This window comes from Escherichia sp. 20412-1 (assembly GCF_003027595.1).
GTDB lineage: Bacteria > Pseudomonadota > Gammaproteobacteria > Enterobacterales > Enterobacteriaceae > Escherichia > Escherichia marmotae.
In genome coordinates this window covers 51,792-72,533 of record NZ_PYQM01000022.1, presented here as the reverse complement: position 1 = coordinate 72,533, position 20,742 = coordinate 51,792, and the positions used below count along the sequence as shown (strand labels likewise).

Sequence of the window (20,742 nt, the reverse complement as noted above, 5' to 3'; positions counted from 1 at the left end):
CCTTATCCGGCCTACATTCGGCAACGGCTGTAGGCCTGATAAGACGCGACAGCGACGCATCTGGCGTTGATTGCCGGATGCGGCGTAAACACCTTATCCGGCCTACATTCGGCAACGGCTGTAGGCCTGATAAGACGCGACAGCGACGCATCTGGCGTTGATTGCCGGATGCGGCGTAAACGCCTTATCCGGCCTACATTCGGCAACGGCTGTAGGCCTGATAAGACGCGACAGCGGCGCATCTGGCGTTGATTGCCGGATGCGGCGTAAACACCTTATCCGGCCTACATTCAGCAACGGCTGTAGGCCGGATAAGACGCGACAGCGGCGCATCTGGCGTTGATTGCCGGATGCGGCGTAAACACCTTATCCGGCCTACATTCGGCAACGGCTGTAGGCCTGATAAGACGCGACAGCGACGCATCTGGCGTTGATTGCCGGATGCGGCGTAAACACCTTATCCGGCCTACATTCGGCAACGGCTGTAGGCCTGATAAGACGCGACAGCGACGCATCTGGCGTTGATTGCCGGATGCGGCGTAAACGCCTTATCCGGCCTACATCTGGCAACGGCTGTAGGCCTGATAAGACGCGACAGCGACGCATCTGGCGTTGATTGCCGGATGCGGCGTAAACGCCTTATCCGGCCTACATTCGGCAACGGCTGTAGGCCTGATAAGGCGCATCAGGCTATGGGTTACCTGGGCGTTAACCCTCTCCCACAAGGGAGCGGGAATTAAAACAATCCCTACATTACCTCTGGAGAATCTGTGATGAATGGCACTATTTATCAGCGGATAGAAGACAATGCGCATTTCAGGGAGTTGGTCGAAAAACGGCAACGGTTTGCCACCATCCTGTCGATTATTATGCTGACAGTTTATATCAGCTTTATTTTACTGATTGCCTTTGCGCCTGGCTGGCTGGGCACTCCGCTGAATCCGAACACCAGCGTCACACGCGGTATTCCCGTTGGCGTCGGGGTGATTGTGATCTCCTTTGTTCTCACTGGTATCTACATCTGGCGGGCGAACGGCGAATTCGACCGCCTTAATAACGAAGTCCTGCATGAGGTACAAGCGTCATGAAAAGAGTTATGACGGCGCTTGCCGCCACACTCCCTTTCGCAGCGAACGCCGCGGATGCCATTAGCGGGGCCGTAGAACGCCAGCCAACAAACTGGCAGGCGATTATTATGTTCCTGATTTTCGTCGTGTTTACGCTTGGTATCACCTACTGGGCATCAAAACGCGTGCGTTCCCGTAACGACTACTACACCGCAGGCGGTAATATCACCGGCTTCCAGAACGGTCTGGCGATAGCCGGTGACTATATGTCTGCCGCCTCATTTTTGGGGATCTCCGCGCTGGTGTTTACCTCCGGTTATGACGGCCTGATCTACTCGTTGGGCTTCCTGGTAGGCTGGCCAATCATTCTGTTTCTGATTGCCGAACGTCTGCGTAACCTGGGTCGCTATACCTTTGCGGATGTCGCCTCATACCGTTTGAAACAAGGGCCAATCCGCATTCTTTCGGCCTGTGGGTCTCTGGTGGTGGTGGCGCTATATCTCATCGCCCAAATGGTTGGTGCGGGTAAACTGATCGAGCTGCTGTTCGGCCTTAACTATCACATCGCCGTGGTTCTGGTTGGCGTATTGATGATGATGTATGTCCTGTTTGGCGGCATGTTAGCAACCACCTGGGTACAGATTATCAAAGCCGTTCTGCTGCTGTTCGGTGCCAGCTTTATGGCCTTTATGGTGATGAAGCACGTCGGTTTTAGCTTCAACAATCTGTTCAGCGAAGCGATGGCAGTACACCCGAAAGGTGTCGACATCATGAAGCCGGGCGGGCTGGTAAAAGATCCAATCTCCGCACTCTCGCTGGGGCTGGGACTGATGTTTGGTACAGCAGGTCTGCCGCACATTCTGATGCGCTTCTTTACGGTTAGCGATGCTCGCGAAGCGCGTAAGAGCGTGTTCTACGCCACCGGCTTTATGGGTTACTTCTATATCCTGACCTTTATTATCGGCTTTGGTGCGATCATGCTGGTCGGTGCAAATCCGGAATATAAAGATGCGGCGGGCCATCTTATTGGCGGTAACAACATGGCGGCGGTTCACCTGGCCAATGCGGTGGGCGGCAACCTGTTCCTCGGCTTTATTTCAGCGGTTGCTTTCGCCACCATCCTCGCGGTGGTTGCAGGTCTGACGCTGGCAGGCGCATCGGCGGTTTCTCACGATCTGTACGCCAACGTCTTCAAGAAAGGCGCGACCGAACGTGAAGAGCTGCGGGTATCGAAAATCACCGTGCTGATTTTGGGTGTGATTGCGATTATCCTCGGCGTGTTGTTTGAGAATCAGAACATCGCCTTCATGGTGGGTCTGGCGTTTGCTATCGCCGCGAGCTGTAACTTCCCAATCATTCTGCTTTCCATGTACTGGTCGAAACTGACTACGCGTGGTGCGATGCTGGGCGGCTGGTTAGGTCTGATTACAGCGGTAGTGTTGATGATCCTCGGCCCAACGATTTGGGTGCAGATCCTCGGTCACGAAAAAGCCATCTTCCCGTATGAATACCCGGCGTTGTTCTCCATCTCCGTGGCATTCCTCGGTATCTGGTTCTTCTCGGCAACCGATAATTCAGCGGAAGGCGCGCGCGAGCGTGAACTGTTCCGTGCGCAATTTATCCGTTCCCAGACCGGCTTTGGCGTTGAGCAGGGCCGCGCGCATTAATCTCCGTTTGTCCCTGGTCGCCTGACCAACGGTAAAAAGGTGCGATGTACTGCACCTTTTTACCGATTGCGTCAGGCTATCTTACGCCGTCAGAGCGTTACTGATTTTCTTCAATTAACAACGCTTCCAGCAAATCAAGATCGTGCAATAATTTTTGCAGCGTTTCGTTGCTGATCTCCCGCGTGGCGCGCAGGTGGTACAGTTCAGCACGTTCAGAACGCAGTGCCGCCAGACGGAAGCGGCGTTCCAGGTCTTCTTCCAGGATTGAACTTTCAACATCATTACGCCCATCGGCGCGACGACGCAGGTTACCAATCACACGAGAACTCACCTCTGTGAGCAACTGGTTATCGATGTTCTCTTCGGTGTCCGCCGCCAGACGTTCTTCCATTTTCTGGATCGCCACAATCGCTACTTCAGCCGTTGCCGCGCGTGCAATGCGTTCCTCTTTCAACTGCTGGGAATGATCCGCGACTTCAATGTGTTGCAGCAAAATAGGCAACATCACTACACCAACAAACAGCGAGAAGAGAATCACGCCAGCCGCCAGGAACACCAGCTCATAACGCGCCGGGAAGACGTTACCATCCGGCAACAGCAGAGGAATGGAGAGCACACCGGCCAGAGTGATTGCCCCGCGCACCCCAGCGAAAGACGCGATCAGGATTTCTCGTGTGGTCCACGAACCAAACTCCATCGGCTTCTTCTTCAGGAAGCGGTTACTGAGCTTTTTCATCGTCCACAACCAGCCAAAACGAACCAGCATTAAGGCGACATAAATCAGCACGATATCGACAAAGAGCATCCAGACTTCGACGTTGGGGTCGATTTCCGCCGCCATCAGCGACGTCTCCAGAATGCCCGGCAATTGCAGGCCCAGCAGCAGGAACACCATACCGTTAAAGACAAATTCCAGCATCGCCCAGGTGCTGTTGGCACGCAGTCGCATCGCCAGCGGCGCACGGCGCATCACACCGGAGCGGGTGATGGTCATACCGGCGGCAACCGCTGCGAGGATGCCGGAAACGCCAATATGTTCGGCAATAAGATAAGAGGCGAACGGCAGCAGGAACAGCAGTACGATCTGCGTTGCCGGTTCATCACCGCCCCAGCGACTCAGGAAACGCAACGAGCGACCATACAGCCAGCTCACCGCAAAACCGGCGAGAATACCGCCAATTGCCACTTTCATAAATTCGACCGTCGCGCCGCCAACGGTGAAGATCATCGTCCCCATCGCGACTGCCACGGCAAACTTCAGCGACACCAGGCCGGAGGCGTCATTCATCAACGCTTCGCCCTGCAAGATACCCATAATTTTTTTCGGTATGCGCCCTTCTCCAACAATCCCGGAGAGCGCTACAGCATCGGTCGGAGAGAGCACCGCCGCCAGCGCAAAAGCGGGGATCAGCGGAATACCTGGCACCACCCAGTAAATAAGGAAGCCAATGCCGACCACGGTGACGACGACCAGCGCCAGCGCGAGACCGAAGATCTCCCGGCCATGCTCAAGAAATTCGCGGGTCGGCGTTTTCCAGCCATCCGCGAACAGCAACGGCGGGATAAATAAGACTAAAAAGAGTTCTGGGTCAAATTCCACATGCAAACCAAACGTCGGCCACGCCAGTAGCGCACCAATGGCGATTTGCATAAGCGGAAGCGGGATCTGAAAGGGCATGACACGAGTGACCACCCCGGACAGCGAGACCACGAGGGTCATTATCAGTATGGTGAAGAAGATTTCCATGCGTTCCCTGTTTGCGATGTTTTTTATGATTTGAGAAAGGTTTTATACCCGGATTCTCAGTTTTTCAGAATATCGCAAAAGCTCACACAATGTACGGAGAAAATAAAAACGGGCAGCAATTGCTACCCGTTTTCAGAATCTTATTAAAGATTAGATAGCCCAGCCACCCGCGTAGAAGGTGACCAGCGCCACGGCGATAACGACCGTACCAATGTTCAGCTTACGCCATTCGCCAGAGACCAGACGACCAATCACCAGAGTCGCGAAGCCGATCATGATGCCTGTTACGATGTTACAGGTCAGCACGATGAATACTGCCGTTACCAGACCCGCCATTGCATCGACAAAATCAGCAAAGTCGATTTTCGCCACGTTGCTCAGCATCAGCAGGCCAACGTACATCAGCGCCGGAGCCGTTGCGTAACCCGGAACAAGATAAGAGAGCGGAGAGAGGAACAGAATCAGCAGGAACAGCACGCCAACGGTGATAGCCGTCAGGCCGGTTTTACCGCCCGCCGCTGTACCCGCCGCAGACTCGATGTATACCGCAGCCGGTGCCGCGCCAACCAGGCCGGAGAAAACGCTACTCAGGGAGTCTGTAGTTAGTGCTTTACCACCGTCAATAATCTGCCCGTCTTTATCCAGCAGATTCGCCTGACCAGCAACTGCACGGATGGTTCCTGTAGCGTCAAAGACCGCCGTCATCACCAGCGCCAACACGCTCGGCAAGACCAGTGGGTTCAGTGCCCCCATAATGTCCAGGCTGCCAATTAGCGAATTGCCGTTCTCATCACTCAATGAAGGCATGGCAAAAACGCCGGAGAAATGGACATTAGGATCGAAGATCAGGCCCACAATCGAGATACCGATAATGGTCAGCAGAATGCCGCCCGGTACTTTCAGTTTTTCCAGGCCGATGATCACTGCCAGACCTACCAGCGACATAATCACCGGGAATGTCGCGAAATCACCCAGCGCAACCGGCAAACCATCAAGCGGGTTTTTAATCACCAGACCGACGCCGTTGGCAGCAATCAGCAGCAAAAACAGGCCGATACCAATCCCCGTGCCATGCGCCACGCCGTGCGGTAAGTTGCGCAAAATCCAGCTACGGATACCTGTTGCGGAAATAACCGTAAACAGCACCCCCATCAGGAACACAGCACCCAGCGCCACCGGAACACTGATATGTTGCCCCAGCACCAGGCTGAATGCGGTAAATGCAGTCAGGGAGATGGCGCAGCCGATAGCCAATGGTAGATTGGCCCACAACCCCATCGCGATAGAACCCATCCCGGCAACCAGACAAGTCGCAACAAAAACGGCCGCTGGCGGGAAGCCCGCTTTGCCCAACATGCCCGGAACGACGATAACCGAATAGACCATCGCCAGAAACGTTGTTAACCCGGCAACCACTTCCTGACGAACAGTGCTTCCACGTTGTGAAATTTTAAACCAGGCGTCGAGTGAACCGCCGGTACGCGCTGATGGCGTAGACATAAGAAAACATCCCCTGAGAGTTTATTTTTCGTCAAGATGCGTGGCGGACAATCCCCTGCCAGCGAAACGTTATCTTCCTGCTTCTGGTTTGCGACAATCGGGGTCGTCGCAAAAAGCAAACGTTTAGCTCCACGCATACAAAACGGGTGGTAAAAAAAAGCAAACGATTATCCGGCGATCATAGCGGCTTTTTCAACCGAAGTTTGCTGCTTTTTTCCCTTTTCTTGTATTGACGATGAAAAACCAGGCAACTGATGCGCAAACGTTATCGTCGATGCGCAAAATTACGGCATTTGTAGGCAACTTGTAGCAAAAGTTTGCGGTAAAAAATCACGCAAGATGACAAAAATATTGCGGCTAAAAAGGATCACTTTGCACTGGCGAAGAAACGGCGGTGGCATACAATTAAAGTATCAACACCAACCGGAACCTCCACCACGTGCTCGAATGAGGTGTGTTGACGTCGGGGGAAACCCTCCTGTGTACCAGCGGGATAGAGTGAAAGACAAAGGCCGGAAACAAACTAAAGCGCCCTTGTGGCGCTTTAGTTTTGTTCATCTTCCAGCAAACGCGCACCAGTACCTTCTTCGCCTAAGCGATCGCCAGGGTTACGCAACGGGCAGTCGCTACGCGAAAGGCAGCCGCAACCAATACAGCCGTCCAGTTCGTCACGCAACGCAACTAAGGTATGAATTCGCCGGTCCAGTTCTTCACGCCATTGTGATGAGAGTTGCTTCCACTCTTTCGCACTTAATGTATGCCCTTCGGGCAACACACCAAACGCTTCACCAATGGTCGCCAGCGGAATACCAATACGTTGAGCAATCTTGATGATGGCGACATATCGCAACACATCACGCTTATACCGCCGCTGATTGCCGCTGTTACGGATACTGGTAATCAAACCTTTGCTTTCATAGAAATGCAGCGCCGATACCGCCACTCCACTACGTTTCGCCACTTCGCCTGGAGTAAGCAAGGCTTTAATGCGGGGTAATTTCTTTTCCATAAATCGCTTTACCTCAAGTTAACTTGAGGAATTATACTCCCCAACAGATGAATTAACGAACTGAACACTGAAAAGAGGCAGATTTATGTCCCATCAGAAAATTATTCAGGATCTTATCGCATGGATTGACGAGCATATCGACCAGCCGCTGAACATTGATGTGGTGGCGAAAAAATCAGGTTATTCAAAGTGGTATTTACAGCGGATGTTCCGTACGGTGACACATCAGACGCTTGGCGATTACATTCGTCAACGCCGCCTGCTACTGGCTGCCGTTGAGTTGCGCACCACCGAACGCCCTATTTTTGATATCGCGATGGATCTGGGCTATGTCTCACAGCAGACCTTTTCCCGCGTTTTCCGTCGGCAGTTTGATCGCACTCCCAGCGATTATCGCCACCGGATCTAGGGTTTACTGCCCGCGCATGACGTCATGCGCGGGTACTGGCTCTGCCCATGCCATAAAAACCTGCGGCGGCATCGCCTTTGCAAAGTACCAACCCTGACAATAGCGCACGCCGCGTTTGCGCAGCCAGTTGACCTGATCCTCAGTTTCCACCCCTTCTGCAATCGTTTTTAGACCCAGACTGTGTGCCAGTTCGATAATGTGTTCTGCAATCAAATGGCTGGTTCTGTGCGTGGTTAGCGTCTCAACAAACGATTTATCGATTTTCAAGATATCGATATTCAATGAATTAAGATTATGCAAGTTGGAGTAGCCAATACCAAAATCATCGATCGCCACTTCGTAACCAGCCTGACGGAAAGCCAGAATAATCGGCGTCATTTTGGCGACATCAAGAAACGCATGTTCAGTGACTTCAAATTTAATTTGCTGCGGACGCACGGTAAATTGCTCGATTTTTTGATTGGTTAGGGCAATCACCCTTGAAGTATGAAAATCAGAGGCGGATAAGTTAACTGAAATAGAGAGTTCAGGATGTTTCGCCAGCCAGGCACCGAGATCGTTAAACACCCTATTAATGACATAATTGGTAACCTGCTCAATTAGCCCCTTTTGTTCCGCCAGTGGAATAAACTCCGCTGGCGTCATTACCTGTCCCTGAGTCCCCGGCCAACGTAGCAACGCCTCAGCGCCAATACATTTATTCGTTTTAATATCAACAATTGGCTGGTAATAGAGACAAAGTTGCCGTTTTTCGAGAGCACGTTGCAATTTACGCTCAGGAGACTGGTACTTCTGGTTTATACGCAACCAGAGTAAAAGCAGCACCAGGCTGCCCAAAATACCTGCCGGCAAGGCAAATACAAGGTGATTATAAAAATGCGAAAAAATACGCTGGTTTGAGGTTGCTACGATAGCGGCAATGGGACGTTTTGTTGAATGAACTATCGCATATAAATAACCATTCTGCTGTACGGTTATTTCCCTCTGATGAATCAATGGTGAAAAATTTTCTGCGGAGGCCTGTTTGCTTAAAGAGAAAAAGGTTTTCGTCACCGTATCATAAACCCCCCATTGCAGCGTCGGATCGTCAGACATCACCTCGCTCCAGAATAAAGGGTTAATTACCGCGACATAGTTTCCTCGCTGCATATAGGTCATTTTATAACCTGAGAAAAAAGGCGTATCACGGTAATAATAGATTGAGACATCAGGTTCACGCTTATAGTTTGCTGACGCCATCCTGTAGCCGTTAACGGGAACTATTAATGTTGAACATAAAAAAAGGTTATCGTGGGCATATATCAATTCGTTGATATAAAGATAACCGCGGATAATATTCAGCATTTGTTGTTGATGAGTGGGAGTGCAAATTTGTCCCTGATAGCGTTCTGCATCGTCGCTCGCTAAATCTGCCTGCTGAATGACCAACTCGGATTTCTCCAGGGCTAACAGGGCAAAAGCACGAAGTTGATTATTCACTTCCGCTTTAGCCCAAAGGAGGGCAATCCATAGTGAAAGGATAACAGGAAGGAGTACCACAAAGATGATGCCCGGCAACGCCAGCATCCTGCGTCGTGCACTTTGACTCATTTCTATCAATTCCCTGCCTGGTTATACCTGGTCATTGCAAGGTGAAAACCTTGACTACCGACGACGTTAGATAAATATTACGGTATAAATAGCACTTTTGCCTGATTTGAAATTGATACCTTTATAATCGTTATTTGCATAAAAATAACTCGCTGATATCAAAAGAGCTTTGTTGGAAAAATGCAGGTCAGGCAGGAAGTTACAATATTTCTTTATTGTACATTGCCTCGACATCACTGAATAAACCACATCATTAGTGCAGTAATAAAGTCGCGGCATAATCTGGCTAACAAACAACCAATTGTGATATAGTTCACGAAATTTATGAAACAGCAAAAGTGTTTCATTTTTGTGTTCTGAAAGCCCCGCGATAGCCAGAGTGTACCACGCCTCCCGTGAGAAATGCCGCGCTGTCCAGGGCCTGGCAATTTTCTGAGGAAATGTTTGATGGCTACCCTCACCACGGGCGTGGTTCTTCTTCGCTGGCAGCTTCTTAGCGCCATACTGATGTTTCTGGCTAGTACGCTCAACATCCGTTTTCGGCGGTCTGATTATATCGGGCTGGCAGTGATCAGTAGTGGTCTGGGCGTTGTTTCCGCCTGCTGGTTCGCGATGGGACTGCTCGGAATCACAATGATGGATATTGCCGCAATCTGGCACAATATTGAGTCGGTAATAGTGGAAACCACAAATCAGGCACCGCCACAATGGCCAATGATTTTGGTGTGATATGCAGAAGCCTCCATATGGAGGCTTCTTTTTTATCCCTGGCAGATGCGTTAATCACCTACCTTAAAACAATATAATCTATTGTTTTAAAACAAAATCAGAATGGGATATCGTCATCGAAATCCATCGGCGGCTCGTTAGACGGCGCTGCCGGAGCGGACTGCTGCGGGCGAGACTGCGCGCCGCCGCTGAACTGATTGCCACCCTGCGGCTGCTGAGGTTGACCCCAACCGCCCTGCGGCTGACCGCCCCCGATGTTACCGCCTGCCGGAGCGCCACCACCCTGACGACCACCCAGCATCTGCATGGTGCCGCCAACGTTCACCACGACTTCTGTGGTGTAGCGATCCTGACCGGATTGGTCGGTCCATTTGCGGGTACGCAACTGACCTTCGATATAAACCTGGGAACCTTTACGCAGATATTCACTGGCCACTTCCGCCAGTTTGCCGAACAGCACAACGCGGTGCCATTCAGTCTGCTCTTTCATCTCGCCGGTCGCTTTATCACGCCAGGATTCGGAAGTAGCCAGCGTAATGTTGGCAACTGCGCCACCATTTGGCATGTAGCGTACTTCCGGGTCCTGGCCCAGATTACCAACGAGAATAACCTTATTTACGCCTCTGCTGGCCATGTTCGTGTCTCCTGAAAAAAACGGTCTAATAAGTGTAAACGCGCGATTGTAGCATTACCAATAGCGGTTTTACCACGATGTGACCTCGGTTCCGGGAAACAAACATGGTCCGACATTGTTACACAGCACTCCGGATTCTGCATTCCAATACTGTATATTCATTCAGGTCGATTTGTGTCATAATTAACCGTTTGTGATCGCCGGTAGCGCCATGCCGCCGGGCAAAAAGTGTTTAATCCGGGAAAGGTGAATGGATAAGATCGAAGTTCGGGGCGCCCGCACCCATAATCTCAAAAATATCAACCTCGTTATCCCCCGCGACAAACTGATTGTCGTTACCGGGCTTTCGGGTTCTGGCAAATCCTCGCTCGCTTTCGACACCTTATATGCCGAAGGGCAGCGTCGTTACGTTGAATCCCTTTCCGCCTACGCGCGGCAGTTTCTGTCACTGATGGAAAAGCCGGATGTCGACCATATCGAGGGGCTTTCACCCGCCATCTCGATTGAACAGAAATCGACGTCCCACAACCCGCGCTCCACGGTGGGGACAATCACCGAAATCCACGACTATTTGCGTCTGCTGTACGCTCGCGTCGGTGAGCCGCGCTGCCCGGATCACGATGTCCCGCTGGCGGCGCAAACCGTCAGCCAGATGGTAGACAACGTCCTGTCGCAGCCGGAAGGCAAACGTCTGATGCTACTCGCGCCAATCATTAAAGAGCGCAAAGGCGAACACACTAAAACGCTGGAGAATCTGGCGAGTCAGGGTTACATCCGCGCACGTATTGATGGCGAAGTCTGCGATCTTTCCGATCCGCCGAAACTGGAACTGCAAAAGAAACACACGATTGAAGTGGTAGTTGATCGTTTCAAAGTGCGTGACGATCTTACCCAACGCCTGGCGGAGTCATTTGAAACGGCGCTGGAGCTTTCCGGCGGTACGGCGGTGGTTGCCGATATGGACAATCCGAAAGCGGAAGAGCTGCTCTTTTCCGCCAACTTCGCCTGTCCGATTTGCGGCTACAGTATGCGCGAACTGGAACCGCGTCTGTTTTCGTTCAACAACCCGGCGGGCGCCTGCCCGACCTGTGACGGCCTCGGCGTTCAACAATATTTCGATCCTGACCGAGTGATCCAAAATCCGGAACTATCGCTGGCGGGCGGCGCGATCCGCGGCTGGGATCGCCGTAATTTTTATTACTTCCAGATGCTGAAATCACTGGCAGACCACTATAAGTTCGACGTCGAAGCGCCGTGGGGCAGCCTGAGTGCGAACGTGCATAAAGTGGTGCTTTACGGTTCTGGCAAGGAAAATATCGAATTCAAATACATGAACGATCGTGGCGATACGTCTATCCGCCGCCATCCGTTCGAAGGCGTGCTGCACAATATGGAGCGCCGTTATAAAGAAACGGAATCCAGCGCGGTACGCGAAGAGTTAGCCAAGTTTATCAGCAATCGTCCGTGCGCCAGTTGTGAAGGGACGCGTCTGCGCCGTGAAGCACGCCACGTTTATGTTGAGAATACACCGCTGCCTGCCATCTCTGACATGAGCATCGGCCATGCGATGGAGTTCTTCAACAATCTCAAACTCGCCGGGCAACGCGCGAAGATTGCGGAAAAAATCCTTAAAGAGATTGGCGACCGCCTGAAATTCCTCGTTAACGTCGGGCTGAACTACCTGACACTTTCCCGCTCGGCAGAAACCCTTTCCGGCGGTGAAGCCCAGCGTATCCGTCTGGCAAGCCAGATTGGCGCAGGGCTGGTTGGCGTGATGTACGTGCTGGATGAACCGTCTATCGGCCTGCATCAGCGCGATAACGAACGCCTGCTGGGTACGCTTATCCACCTGCGCGATCTCGGTAATACCGTGATTGTGGTGGAGCACGACGAAGACGCTATTCGCGCGGCTGACCATGTCATCGACATTGGCCCGGGCGCAGGTGTACACGGTGGTGAAGTGGTCGCGGAAGGTCCGCTGGAAGCGATTATGGCAGTTCCGGAGTCGTTAACCGGCCAGTACATGAGCGGTAAACGCAAAATTGAAGTGCCGAAGAAACGCGTACCCGCAGATCCGGAAAAAGTGCTGAAACTGACAGGCGCGCGCGGCAACAACCTGAAAGATGTGACACTGACGCTGCCGGTAGGTCTGTTTACCTGCATCACCGGGGTTTCAGGTTCTGGTAAATCGACGCTGATTAACGACACGCTGTTCCCGATTGCCCAACGCCAGTTGAATGGCGCAACAATTGCTGAACCTGCACCCTATCGCGATATTCAGGGGTTGGAGCATTTCGACAAAGTCATCGATATCGACCAAAGCCCAATTGGTCGTACTCCGCGTTCCAACCCGGCGACCTATACCGGCGTGTTTACGCCTGTACGCGAATTGTTTGCGGGCGTACCGGAATCCCGTGCGCGCGGTTATACGCCTGGACGGTTCAGCTTTAACGTCCGTGGTGGGCGCTGCGAAGCCTGTCAGGGCGATGGTGTAATCAAAGTGGAAATGCACTTCCTGCCGGATATTTACGTGCCGTGCGACCAGTGCAAAGGTAAACGTTATAACCGCGAAACGCTGGAGATTAAGTACAAAGGTAAAACCATCCACGAAGTGCTGGATATGACCATCGAAGAAGCGCGTGAGTTCTTTGATGCTGTGCCCGCACTGGCGCGTAAACTGCAAACGCTGATGGATGTTGGTCTGACGTACATCCGTCTCGGGCAGTCAGCAACCACGCTTTCCGGTGGTGAGGCCCAGCGTGTGAAGCTGGCGCGTGAATTGTCAAAACGCGGCACCGGGCAGACGCTGTATATTCTCGATGAACCGACCACCGGTCTGCACTTTGCCGATATTCAGCAACTGCTCGACGTTCTGCATAAACTGCGCGATCAGGGCAATACCATTGTGGTGATTGAGCACAATCTCGACGTGATCAAAACCGCTGACTGGATTGTTGATCTGGGGCCAGAAGGTGGCAGCGGCGGCGGTGAGATCCTCGTCTCCGGCACGCCAGAAACCGTCGCAGAGTGTGAAGCATCGCATACAGCGCGCTTCCTCAAGCCAATGCTGTAATCGTTAAGGCCGCTTTCTGAGCGGCCTCAGATTATTGACAAAGTGCGCTTTGTTCTTGCCGGATGCGGCGTGAACGCCTTATCCGGCCTACAAAAACATGCAATTTCAATATATTGCAGGGATTACGTAGGCCTGATAAGCGTAGCGCATCAGGCAATTTTGTGTTTGTCATCATTCTCAGGCCGCTTGCTGAACGGTCTTTTCCTTTCAGAGTTGCACCAGCAATTTACGTTTTTCTTCCGGCAGCAAATTCACCGCCTGCTGATACGACGCATCGACCAGATAATAGATTTGCGAATCCGGCAGCGAGCCATCGAGATAAACAGTGCTCCAGTGCGCTTTGTTCAGATGTCGGCTGGGGCGAACATCACTGTGCTGCTGACGCAGAAGATCCGCCAATTCCGGGCTGGTTTTCAGCGAAACCGCTGGGCGATTTTCCACCTCTTTCACCATCGCAAACAGCACATCTTCAACTTTGATTTGCGTTGCTTTCCAGTCACTATGCACACTCTGTTCTGCGCCTGGTTTTGCCATGCAATATTGTAGCAACTCCGAAATAGTCATTTTTTACTCCCCTTGTAGTGTCGCGATGATGCGACGCGATCCGCCGTGGATGCGATGTTCCCCCAGCCAGATCCCCTGCCAGGTGCCGGTCTGAATACGCCCTTTATGCACTGGCAATACGAGCGATACCCCCAGCATTGAGGATTTGATATGAGAAGGCATATCGTCTGCTCCTTCATAGTCATGCTCATAGCTACCGTTATCGGGAACCGCACGGAGGAAAAAACGCTCCATGTCATGGCGTACAGTGGGGTCGCAATTCTCATTAAGTGTCAGAGAGGCGGAGGTGTGTTGCAGCAACAGGTGCAGTAAACCAACATTAACACGCGGCATATCAGCCAGTTGATTCAGAATTTCATCCGTTACCAGATGGAATCCACGAGATTTGGCGCTAAGCGTGAGCGTTTTTTGATACCACATGTGCTGCTCCTTGATAAAACTCTCTTAATCAGTTTGCAGCAAGACAGCGAAAGGATAAAGGTTTGATTAAAAAAACAGCATTCGGGAGAGTGTCATACTCTCCCGCTCTGTCAGTATTCTGAATTGACGATCACCTCTTCGCCAAAAGCACCCGCTTGTGGCAAGGGTTTGTAGGTAGAGTTGGAGGCTCGCAGAATACGGATACCACGAATGCCAACATCACGCGCGGCAGTGATATCGTTATCAGAATCACCATAAAACATTCGGATATTTTTATCCTGCAACCACTGCGTTTTTGTGTTTTGTCCTGGTTTATCGCCCGCAAAAATGACCGGGTTCATACTGGTTGCCGGGATATGAAAGTCATCAGCTAATGTTTTTGAAACCGTTTCTGTTTTCGTTGGGCTACGGCCAGTCACAAAGAAGATAGCGTCGCCGCGGCGGACATGTATATCAATTAGCTGACGTGCAACCTCTTTTGGAATGCTGAATTCATCCCAACCGTTGTTCATCTTTTCCCAGAAGGCCGGGTTTTTCAGATAATCTTCGCTTTCTGGCGAGAATATTTTCTTGCCGCGCCAGAATCCGGGGCTGGAAAACAGAACCGTGTCATCAATATCGAACCCAACCGCCATTGGTGGACGCCCTGCGAGGCTATTTTCAATTTGTGCGACCGATACCCAATGGACAGGTGCCTGTTCAGCAAGTCTGGCAACGTTAGTGCCGGGATTAAGCGGTGAAGGTGAAGAGGCCAGTGCAACAGCGGAACTGTTTAGAGCGAACAATAAGCAAACGGCACTCAATGCCTGTGTGATCTTGCGCATATTTTTCCCTAAATAGTCAGTAAGTTGAAACTTTTTATTGTGATATTTGTTGAAAAAACCATCTGACCATAACGCCAGCAGTGTGAGAAAGGAAGGATTATCTGCGGCTTTTGTGAAGAAAGGGAGCAGGATCACATGAGACCAGCCCATGTTTGTTAATATTTAATAACTTAATGTATTTCCATAGAATAATAGAGCAGGCGGCTATTCAACCGCCTGCTGGCGAACCTTACATCACCGCAGCAAATGCCTTTGCCACACGCTGCACGTTTGCAGAGTTAAGCCCCGCCACGCACATACGCCCGCTGGCGATCAGGTAAACACCAAACTCTTCACGCAGTCGGTCAACCTGGGCGGCGCTTAAACCGGTATAGCTGAACATACCGCGTTGCTTAAGCAGATAATCGAAATTACGCCCCGGCATCTCAGTACTCAGCACCTGCACCAGTTGCTGACGCATTGCCAGAATACGGGTACGCATTTCTTCTACTTCTGCCAGCCAGTTGGCTTTCAACGCCTCATCATTCAGCACCGTTGCCACCACCTGCGCACCAAAATTCGGCGGACTGGAGTAAATACGGCGCACAGTGGCTTTCAATTGCCCCAGCACGCGGCCTGCGGCTTCGGCATCTTCACACACTACCGAAAGACCGCCGACACGTTCGCCGTACAGCGAGAAAATTTTCGAGAATGAATTGCTCACCAGAGCGGGCAATCCGGCACTGGCAATGGCGCGAATGGCATAGGCATCCTCGTCCATACCAGCACCAAATCCTTGATAGGCGATATCAAGGAATGGGATAAGCTCACGTGTCTTGAGGATTTCAATCACCGCATCCCACTGGTCATTGTTGAGATCGGCGCCTGTTGGGTTATGGCAACACGGATGCAACAGCACAATACTGCGGGCGGGCAGTGTTTTCAGCGTCGCCAGCAAGTCGCTAAAACGCACACCGTTGGTCGCTTCGTCATACCAGGGGTAAGTGCTCACTTCGAATCCAGCACCGGCGAATATTGCTACGTGGTTTTCCCAGGTAGGATCGCTGACCCAGACGCCTGATTCAGGGAAATAGCGTTTCAGGAAGTCAGCGCCCACTTTTAATGCCCCCGAGCCGCCGAGGGTTTGAATGGTCGCCACACGCTGTTGTTGCAACACCGGATGGTCCGCACCGAACAACAGCGGCGCAAGAGCATGGCGATAGCTGTTAAGCCCTTCCATCGGCAAATAAAGCGAAGCGCCGTGAGGCTGCGCATTCAGGCGCGCTTCCGCTTCTGCGACGGCTTTTAGTTGCGGGATAATCCCGTCTTCGTTGTAGTACAGGCCGATACTTAAATTCACTTTGTCGCCGCGAGGATCTTCTTTAAAACGCTCCATAAGCGAAAGAATCGGGTCGCCAGCGTAGGCGTCAACTTTTTGAAACACGCGATGGTTCTCCAGGTTTACAGGCAGGTGGTTAAAACACAATAAACCGGAAGATGGGGAAGATCGAGAGGATGTTTAGCAATGAGCGGCAATTAATAACGTAGCGCGGCTGATGAAAAACGCAAAACCTCCAGTGGCAAAACGACAAGAGTGTATCAATTTATTGAATTTACATTGCGTTGCTGGCCGGATAAGGCTTTCACACCACACCCGGCACAGACAATCAAATATTGCTGAACGATTAATCGACGTATTTCATCGCTACCCTTGACGTCAGGCGCGTGATAAGTTCGTAAGCACTTACTTTTGTCATTGCAGCGATTCGCTCAACCGGCAGACCTTCACCCCACAGAATCACCGGATCACCCGCTTTATCCTGCGCCTCTGGGCCTAAGTCTACGCAGATCATATCCATCGCAACTCGCCCGACGATTGGCACTTCGCGGCCATTGACCAGCACTGGCGTACCGGACGGAGCTGCGCGAGGGTAGCCATCGCCATAACCCATCGCCACAACGCCAAGACGGGTATCACGTTCGCTGATCCATGTTCCGCCATAACCTACAGGCTCCCCGGCTTTATGCCCACGCACAGCAATCAGACTGGAGGTCAGAGACATCACTGGCTGGCAACCGAAATCAGCACCGGTGGAGCCATCTTCCAGCGGCGATACACCGTAAAGAATGATGCCGGGGCGCACCCAGTCAAAATGCGACTGTGGCCATAACAAGATTCCACCCGATGCGGCGATTGAACGCTTGCCGGGCCTGCCTTCGCAAAAGGTATTGAAGATATCGAGTTGTTTCTCAGTCGCGCCGCATTTTGGCTCATCAGCGCGAGCAAAGTGGCTGACAATATTCACCGGCTGACGGACGTTTTTGCATTGCGTAAGTCGTTGATAAAACGCCTCAGCTTGTTCCGGTAACACGCCCAGTCGGTGCATACCGGTGTCGAGTTTCATCCAGACGGTAACTGGCTCCTCCAGATTAGCCTCTTCCAGAGCAGCAAGCTGTTCTTCGTTATGCACGGCGGTATGCAGATGTTCAGCGGAGATCGTCGACAAATCGTCTGCTTCAAAAAAACCTTCCAGTAACAAAATAGGTTGCGTGATGCCCCCCGCTCTAAGCCGCAGAGCTTCTTCGAGACGGGCGACGCCAAAAGCGTCAGCATCGGGGAGCGTTCGCGCGGTCTCAATCAGACCGTGACCGTAGGCGTTCGCTTTCACCACCGCAACCAGTTTACTGGCAGGTGCCAGTTCACGCAGACGTTGCAGGTTGTGTCGCAGAGCGCGGCGGTTAATCACAACAGTTGCCGCTTGCATTTGTGTTCCTTGATAAGTGTTTGCTTTAATTACCTGATTTATAAAATAATTATTACTCGTCGTCGTATTGCGGCCCTGCGTAATTATCAAAGCGCGACCATTGACCGTTAAAGGTCAGCCGTACCGTCCCGATTGGGCCGTTACGTTGTTTACCGATAATAATTTCCGCGATGCCTTTTAAATCACTGTTTTCGTGATAAACCTCATCACGATAGATAAACATGATCAAGTCCGCATCCTGCTCGATGGAGCCGGATTCACGCAGGTCAGAGTTGACCGGGCGTTTGTCGGCACGTTGTTCCAGAGAGCGGTTCAACTGCGAGAGTGCCACCACCGGCACGTTCAGCTCTTTTGCCAGCGCTTTTAGCGAGCGGGAGATTTCTGCAATTTCCAGCGTACGGTTATCGGAAAGCGCCGGTACGCGCATCAATTGCAGGTAGTCGATCATGATAAGCCCGATGCCGCCGTGCTCACGGGCAATACGGCGCGCGCGGGAACGCACTTCCGTTGGCGTCAGGCCGGAGGAATCATCGATATAGATATTACGTTTTTCGAGCAAAATGCCCATCGTGCCGGAAATGCGCGCCCAGTCTTCATCATCAAGCTGCCCGGTACGGATTTTGGTCTGGTCAACACGTGACAGTGACGCCAGAGAACGCATCATAATCTGTTCTGATGGCATCTCCAGCGAGAAGATCAATACCGGTTTATCCTGCAACATCGCCGCATTTTCAACGAGGTTCATCGCAAATGTCGTTTTACCCATCGACGGACGTGCCGCGACGATGATCAAATCCGACGGCTGCAAACCCGCGGTTTTTTTGTTGAGATCGTCGTAGCCGGTATTAACACCGGTTACACCATCGTGCGGCTGCTGGAAAAGTTGCTCAATACGCGCCACCGTGGCGTCGAGCACATCAGCGATGTTCTTCGGTCCTTCGTCTTTATTGGCACGACTTTCGGCAATTTTAAAGACGCGAGACTCAGCAAGGTCGAGCAGGTCTTCACTGGTGCGTCCTTGCGGATCAAAACCGGCTTCGGCAATCTCATTAGCAACCGAGATCATCTCACGGACAACGGCACGTTCGCGCACGATGTCGGCATATGCACTGATGTTTGCCGCACTTGGCGTATTTTTTGACAGTTCCGCCAGATAGGCAAAACCACCAACGCTGTCGAGTTGCCCCTGGCGCTCCAGCGATTCTGCCAGGGTGATCAGGTCGATGGGGCTACCGCTTTCCTGCAAACGCGCCATTTCGGTAAAGATATGACGGTGCGGACGGGTGTAGAAATCGTCTGCCACCACACGCTCGGCCACATCATCCCAGCGTTCGTTATCCAGCATTAAACCGCCCAACACCGACTGCTCCGCTTCGATCGAGTGCGGAGGCACTTTCAGCCCGGCAACTTGTGGATCGCGTTCGCGGGGTTCAGTTTGTTGTTTGTTGAAGGGTTTATTGCCTGCCATAACGAATGGTGTTACCTGATGTTGAACGGGGGACAAGAGAGTATAGCGAGAAACGGTTTCTCGCTACAGCATTTAACGCCCCTGCTTTCCGGTGGAAGCGCGAATTTGCAGGGTTGGGCGATAAACGTAATGGCTGAGCGGCGCATCAGGTTGCGCGATACGCCGTAGAATTTGCTGCGCCGCTTGTTTCCCCAGCGCCAGTGGTTCTACCGCAATGGTGGTTAACGGCGGGTTACTGTAAGCGCAAGCCGCCACGCCGTCATTACCAATCAGCGAAATATCTTTTCCGGCAAGCACCCCTCTTTCGCCTAACGCCGATTCCGCGCCAAAAGCCATGAGATCGTTATAACAAATTACTGCTGTCGGTGGCGAAGGCATATCTAACAGTTGTTGCATCAACTGGTAGCCGTTGGCCTGAGTCGGTTCAGCACGCAGCGAAAAAGCATCAGTACTCCACGGTTGTAAACCATGATGGTTCATCGCCTCCAGATATCCCTGATAACGCATATGGTGCGTAAGCCCCCCAATAAACACGATGTCCCGGTGTCCTTGTTGAATGAGATATTCCGTAGCTTCCCGGACACCTGCGTGGCTGTCCACGCCAACGTAATCGACGGGCAATTGTTGCCAGTCAAGAGGGCGCATCGTGATTAATAAGGGTGTGGAACTGTTGGCATAACGCTGTAAATCGGCTTCTGAGGTGCTGTTTACTGGACAGAGGACAATGCCCGCGACGTGGTGTTCCAGCAAGGTATCAAGTACCTGTTTTTGCCGATCGCTACGCTGGGAGGTATTGGACATTACGGTGATAAAACCGTGCTCCGCCAGCGTCATCTCAAGGCCCATTGTAAATTCAGCGAAGAAAGGGTTGGTCAAATCATCAATCACCACGCCGATAGTCAGTGATTTTTGCGAACGTAAATTGGCGGCAAAACGGTTATAGACATAGCCTAATTGCTCAATGGCTTGTTGGACTTTTTGTTGAGTCTCTTTTTTGATCAACGGACTGTCGTTGAGTACCAGCGACACGGTCGATTTCGAAACGCCAGCCGCACGAGCAACATCGGTTAATGTTACCCGCTTTCTTCCTGTATCCGACTTCGCCATGACTACTCCAATCCCCCATAAGATCAAGGCATTTACTTTATCATAATCTCCTTTTGCTCATGCGATCCGTTACCCCCGGGATCGCAGGAGATCGTCGTTTCGATCACAGATTCACACTTCGCTTATTGTTTTTTTTGCACACCAATCGTACAAATTACGCATAAATTAGATCGTTCCAATTAATTTATAA

Annotated in this window: 17 protein-coding genes; 5 read left to right on the top strand and 12 right to left on the bottom strand. The window is 51.8% G+C overall.

Going from position 1 to position 20,742, the window contains the following annotated elements; translation table 11 throughout:
• Positions 1-773: 773 nt before the first annotated feature.
• Together C7B16_RS15515 and actP are read left to right on the top strand one after the other, a co-directional pair.
• Positions 774-1,088, top strand: coding sequence for a DUF485 domain-containing protein (locus tag C7B16_RS15515; protein ID WP_001517575.1), 315 nt, complete (start codon positions 774-776; stop codon positions 1,086-1,088).
• On the top strand, positions 1,085-2,734 hold the full coding sequence (gene actP / locus C7B16_RS15510; protein ID WP_000832601.1) for a cation/acetate symporter ActP: 1,650 nt from the start codon (positions 1,085-1,087) through the stop codon (positions 2,732-2,734). The genes C7B16_RS15515 and actP overlap by 4 nt, the downstream gene beginning before the upstream one ends.
• 97 nt (positions 2,735-2,831) lie before the next feature.
• Here actP and C7B16_RS15505 read toward each other — a convergent pair whose 3' ends face one another.
• The 3 genes from C7B16_RS15505 to soxR form a co-directional block, all read right to left on the bottom strand.
• Positions 2,832-4,481 (bottom strand): Na+/H+ antiporter, encoded by a 1,650-nt coding sequence (locus tag C7B16_RS15505; protein WP_000402197.1) that lies wholly within the window; start codon positions 4,479-4,481, stop codon positions 2,832-2,834.
• Positions 4,482-4,631: 150 nt separating this feature from the next.
• On the bottom strand, positions 4,632-5,981 hold the full coding sequence (gene ghxP / locus C7B16_RS15500; protein WP_000106896.1) for a guanine/hypoxanthine transporter GhxP: 1,350 nt from the start codon (positions 5,979-5,981) through the stop codon (positions 4,632-4,634).
• A gap of 544 nt (positions 5,982-6,525) precedes the next feature.
• Positions 6,526-6,990, bottom strand: a complete 465-nt coding sequence (gene soxR / locus C7B16_RS15490) for a redox-sensitive transcriptional activator SoxR (RefSeq protein WP_000412428.1) — start codon at positions 6,988-6,990, stop codon at positions 6,526-6,528.
• A gap of 85 nt (positions 6,991-7,075) precedes the next feature.
• Between soxR and soxS the strand changes: the two genes are divergently transcribed.
• Positions 7,076-7,399: a superoxide response transcriptional regulator SoxS gene (soxS, locus tag C7B16_RS15485; RefSeq protein ID WP_000019357.1), complete on the top strand. Its 324-nt coding sequence runs from the start codon at positions 7,076-7,078 to the stop codon at positions 7,397-7,399.
• 3 nt (positions 7,400-7,402) lie between these two features.
• On the opposite strand, the gene C7B16_RS15480 is transcribed toward soxS, so the two are convergent.
• Positions 7,403-8,989, bottom strand: a complete 1,587-nt coding sequence (locus C7B16_RS15480; protein WP_107179879.1) for an EAL domain-containing protein — start codon at positions 8,987-8,989, stop codon at positions 7,403-7,405.
• Positions 8,990-9,436: 447 nt separating this feature from the next.
• Between C7B16_RS15480 and C7B16_RS15470 the strand changes: the two genes are divergently transcribed.
• Positions 9,437-9,718 carry a YjcB family protein gene (locus tag C7B16_RS15470; RefSeq protein ID WP_000224316.1) on the top strand — a complete coding sequence of 94 codons (282 nt, stop codon included), beginning with the start codon at positions 9,437-9,439 and terminating at the stop codon, positions 9,716-9,718.
• A 97-nt stretch (positions 9,719-9,815) separates the two neighbouring features.
• Here C7B16_RS15470 and ssb1 read toward each other — a convergent pair whose 3' ends face one another.
• Positions 9,816-10,352: a single-stranded DNA-binding protein SSB1 gene (gene ssb1 / locus C7B16_RS15465; RefSeq protein ID WP_000168305.1), complete on the bottom strand. Its 537-nt coding sequence runs from the start codon at positions 10,350-10,352 to the stop codon at positions 9,816-9,818.
• Positions 10,353-10,602: 250 nt separating this feature from the next.
• Here ssb1 and uvrA point away from each other — a divergent pair, with 250 nt between their 5' ends.
• On the top strand, positions 10,603-13,425 hold the full coding sequence (gene uvrA / locus C7B16_RS15460; RefSeq protein WP_000357769.1) for an excinuclease ABC subunit UvrA: 2,823 nt from the start codon (positions 10,603-10,605) through the stop codon (positions 13,423-13,425).
• Positions 13,426-13,632: 207 nt separating this feature from the next.
• Here the strand turns inward: uvrA and C7B16_RS15455 are convergent, their stop codons facing one another.
• The 7 genes from C7B16_RS15455 to C7B16_RS15425 form a co-directional block, all read right to left on the bottom strand.
• Positions 13,633-13,989: an MmcQ/YjbR family DNA-binding protein gene (locus C7B16_RS15455; protein WP_000155671.1), complete on the bottom strand. Its 357-nt coding sequence runs from the start codon at positions 13,987-13,989 to the stop codon at positions 13,633-13,635.
• 3 nt (positions 13,990-13,992) lie between these two features.
• The gene (locus C7B16_RS15450; protein ID WP_000270380.1) at positions 13,993-14,409 is read right to left on the bottom strand and encodes a secondary thiamine-phosphate synthase enzyme YjbQ; all 417 of its coding nucleotides are present in this window, start codon (positions 14,407-14,409) and stop codon (positions 13,993-13,995) included.
• A gap of 110 nt (positions 14,410-14,519) precedes the next feature.
• Entirely contained in the window at positions 14,520-15,233 is a 714-nt protein-coding gene (gene aphA / locus C7B16_RS15445; protein WP_010377498.1) for an acid phosphatase AphA, read from the bottom strand.
• 229 nt (positions 15,234-15,462) lie between these two features.
• Entirely contained in the window at positions 15,463-16,656 is a 1,194-nt protein-coding gene (tyrB, locus tag C7B16_RS15440; protein ID WP_016249470.1) for an aromatic amino acid transaminase, read from the bottom strand.
• 241 nt (positions 16,657-16,897) lie between these two features.
• Positions 16,898-17,977, bottom strand: coding sequence for an alanine racemase (gene alr / locus C7B16_RS15435; RefSeq protein WP_001147291.1), 1,080 nt, complete (start codon positions 17,975-17,977; stop codon positions 16,898-16,900).
• A gap of 52 nt (positions 17,978-18,029) precedes the next feature.
• Positions 18,030-19,445: a replicative DNA helicase gene (gene dnaB, locus C7B16_RS15430; RefSeq protein WP_001517572.1), complete on the bottom strand. Its 1,416-nt coding sequence runs from the start codon at positions 19,443-19,445 to the stop codon at positions 18,030-18,032.
• A 72-nt stretch (positions 19,446-19,517) separates the two neighbouring features.
• On the bottom strand, positions 19,518-20,552 hold the full coding sequence (locus tag C7B16_RS15425) for a LacI family DNA-binding transcriptional regulator (protein WP_001129779.1): 1,035 nt from the start codon (positions 20,550-20,552) through the stop codon (positions 19,518-19,520).
• Positions 20,553-20,742 lie beyond the last annotated feature (190 nt).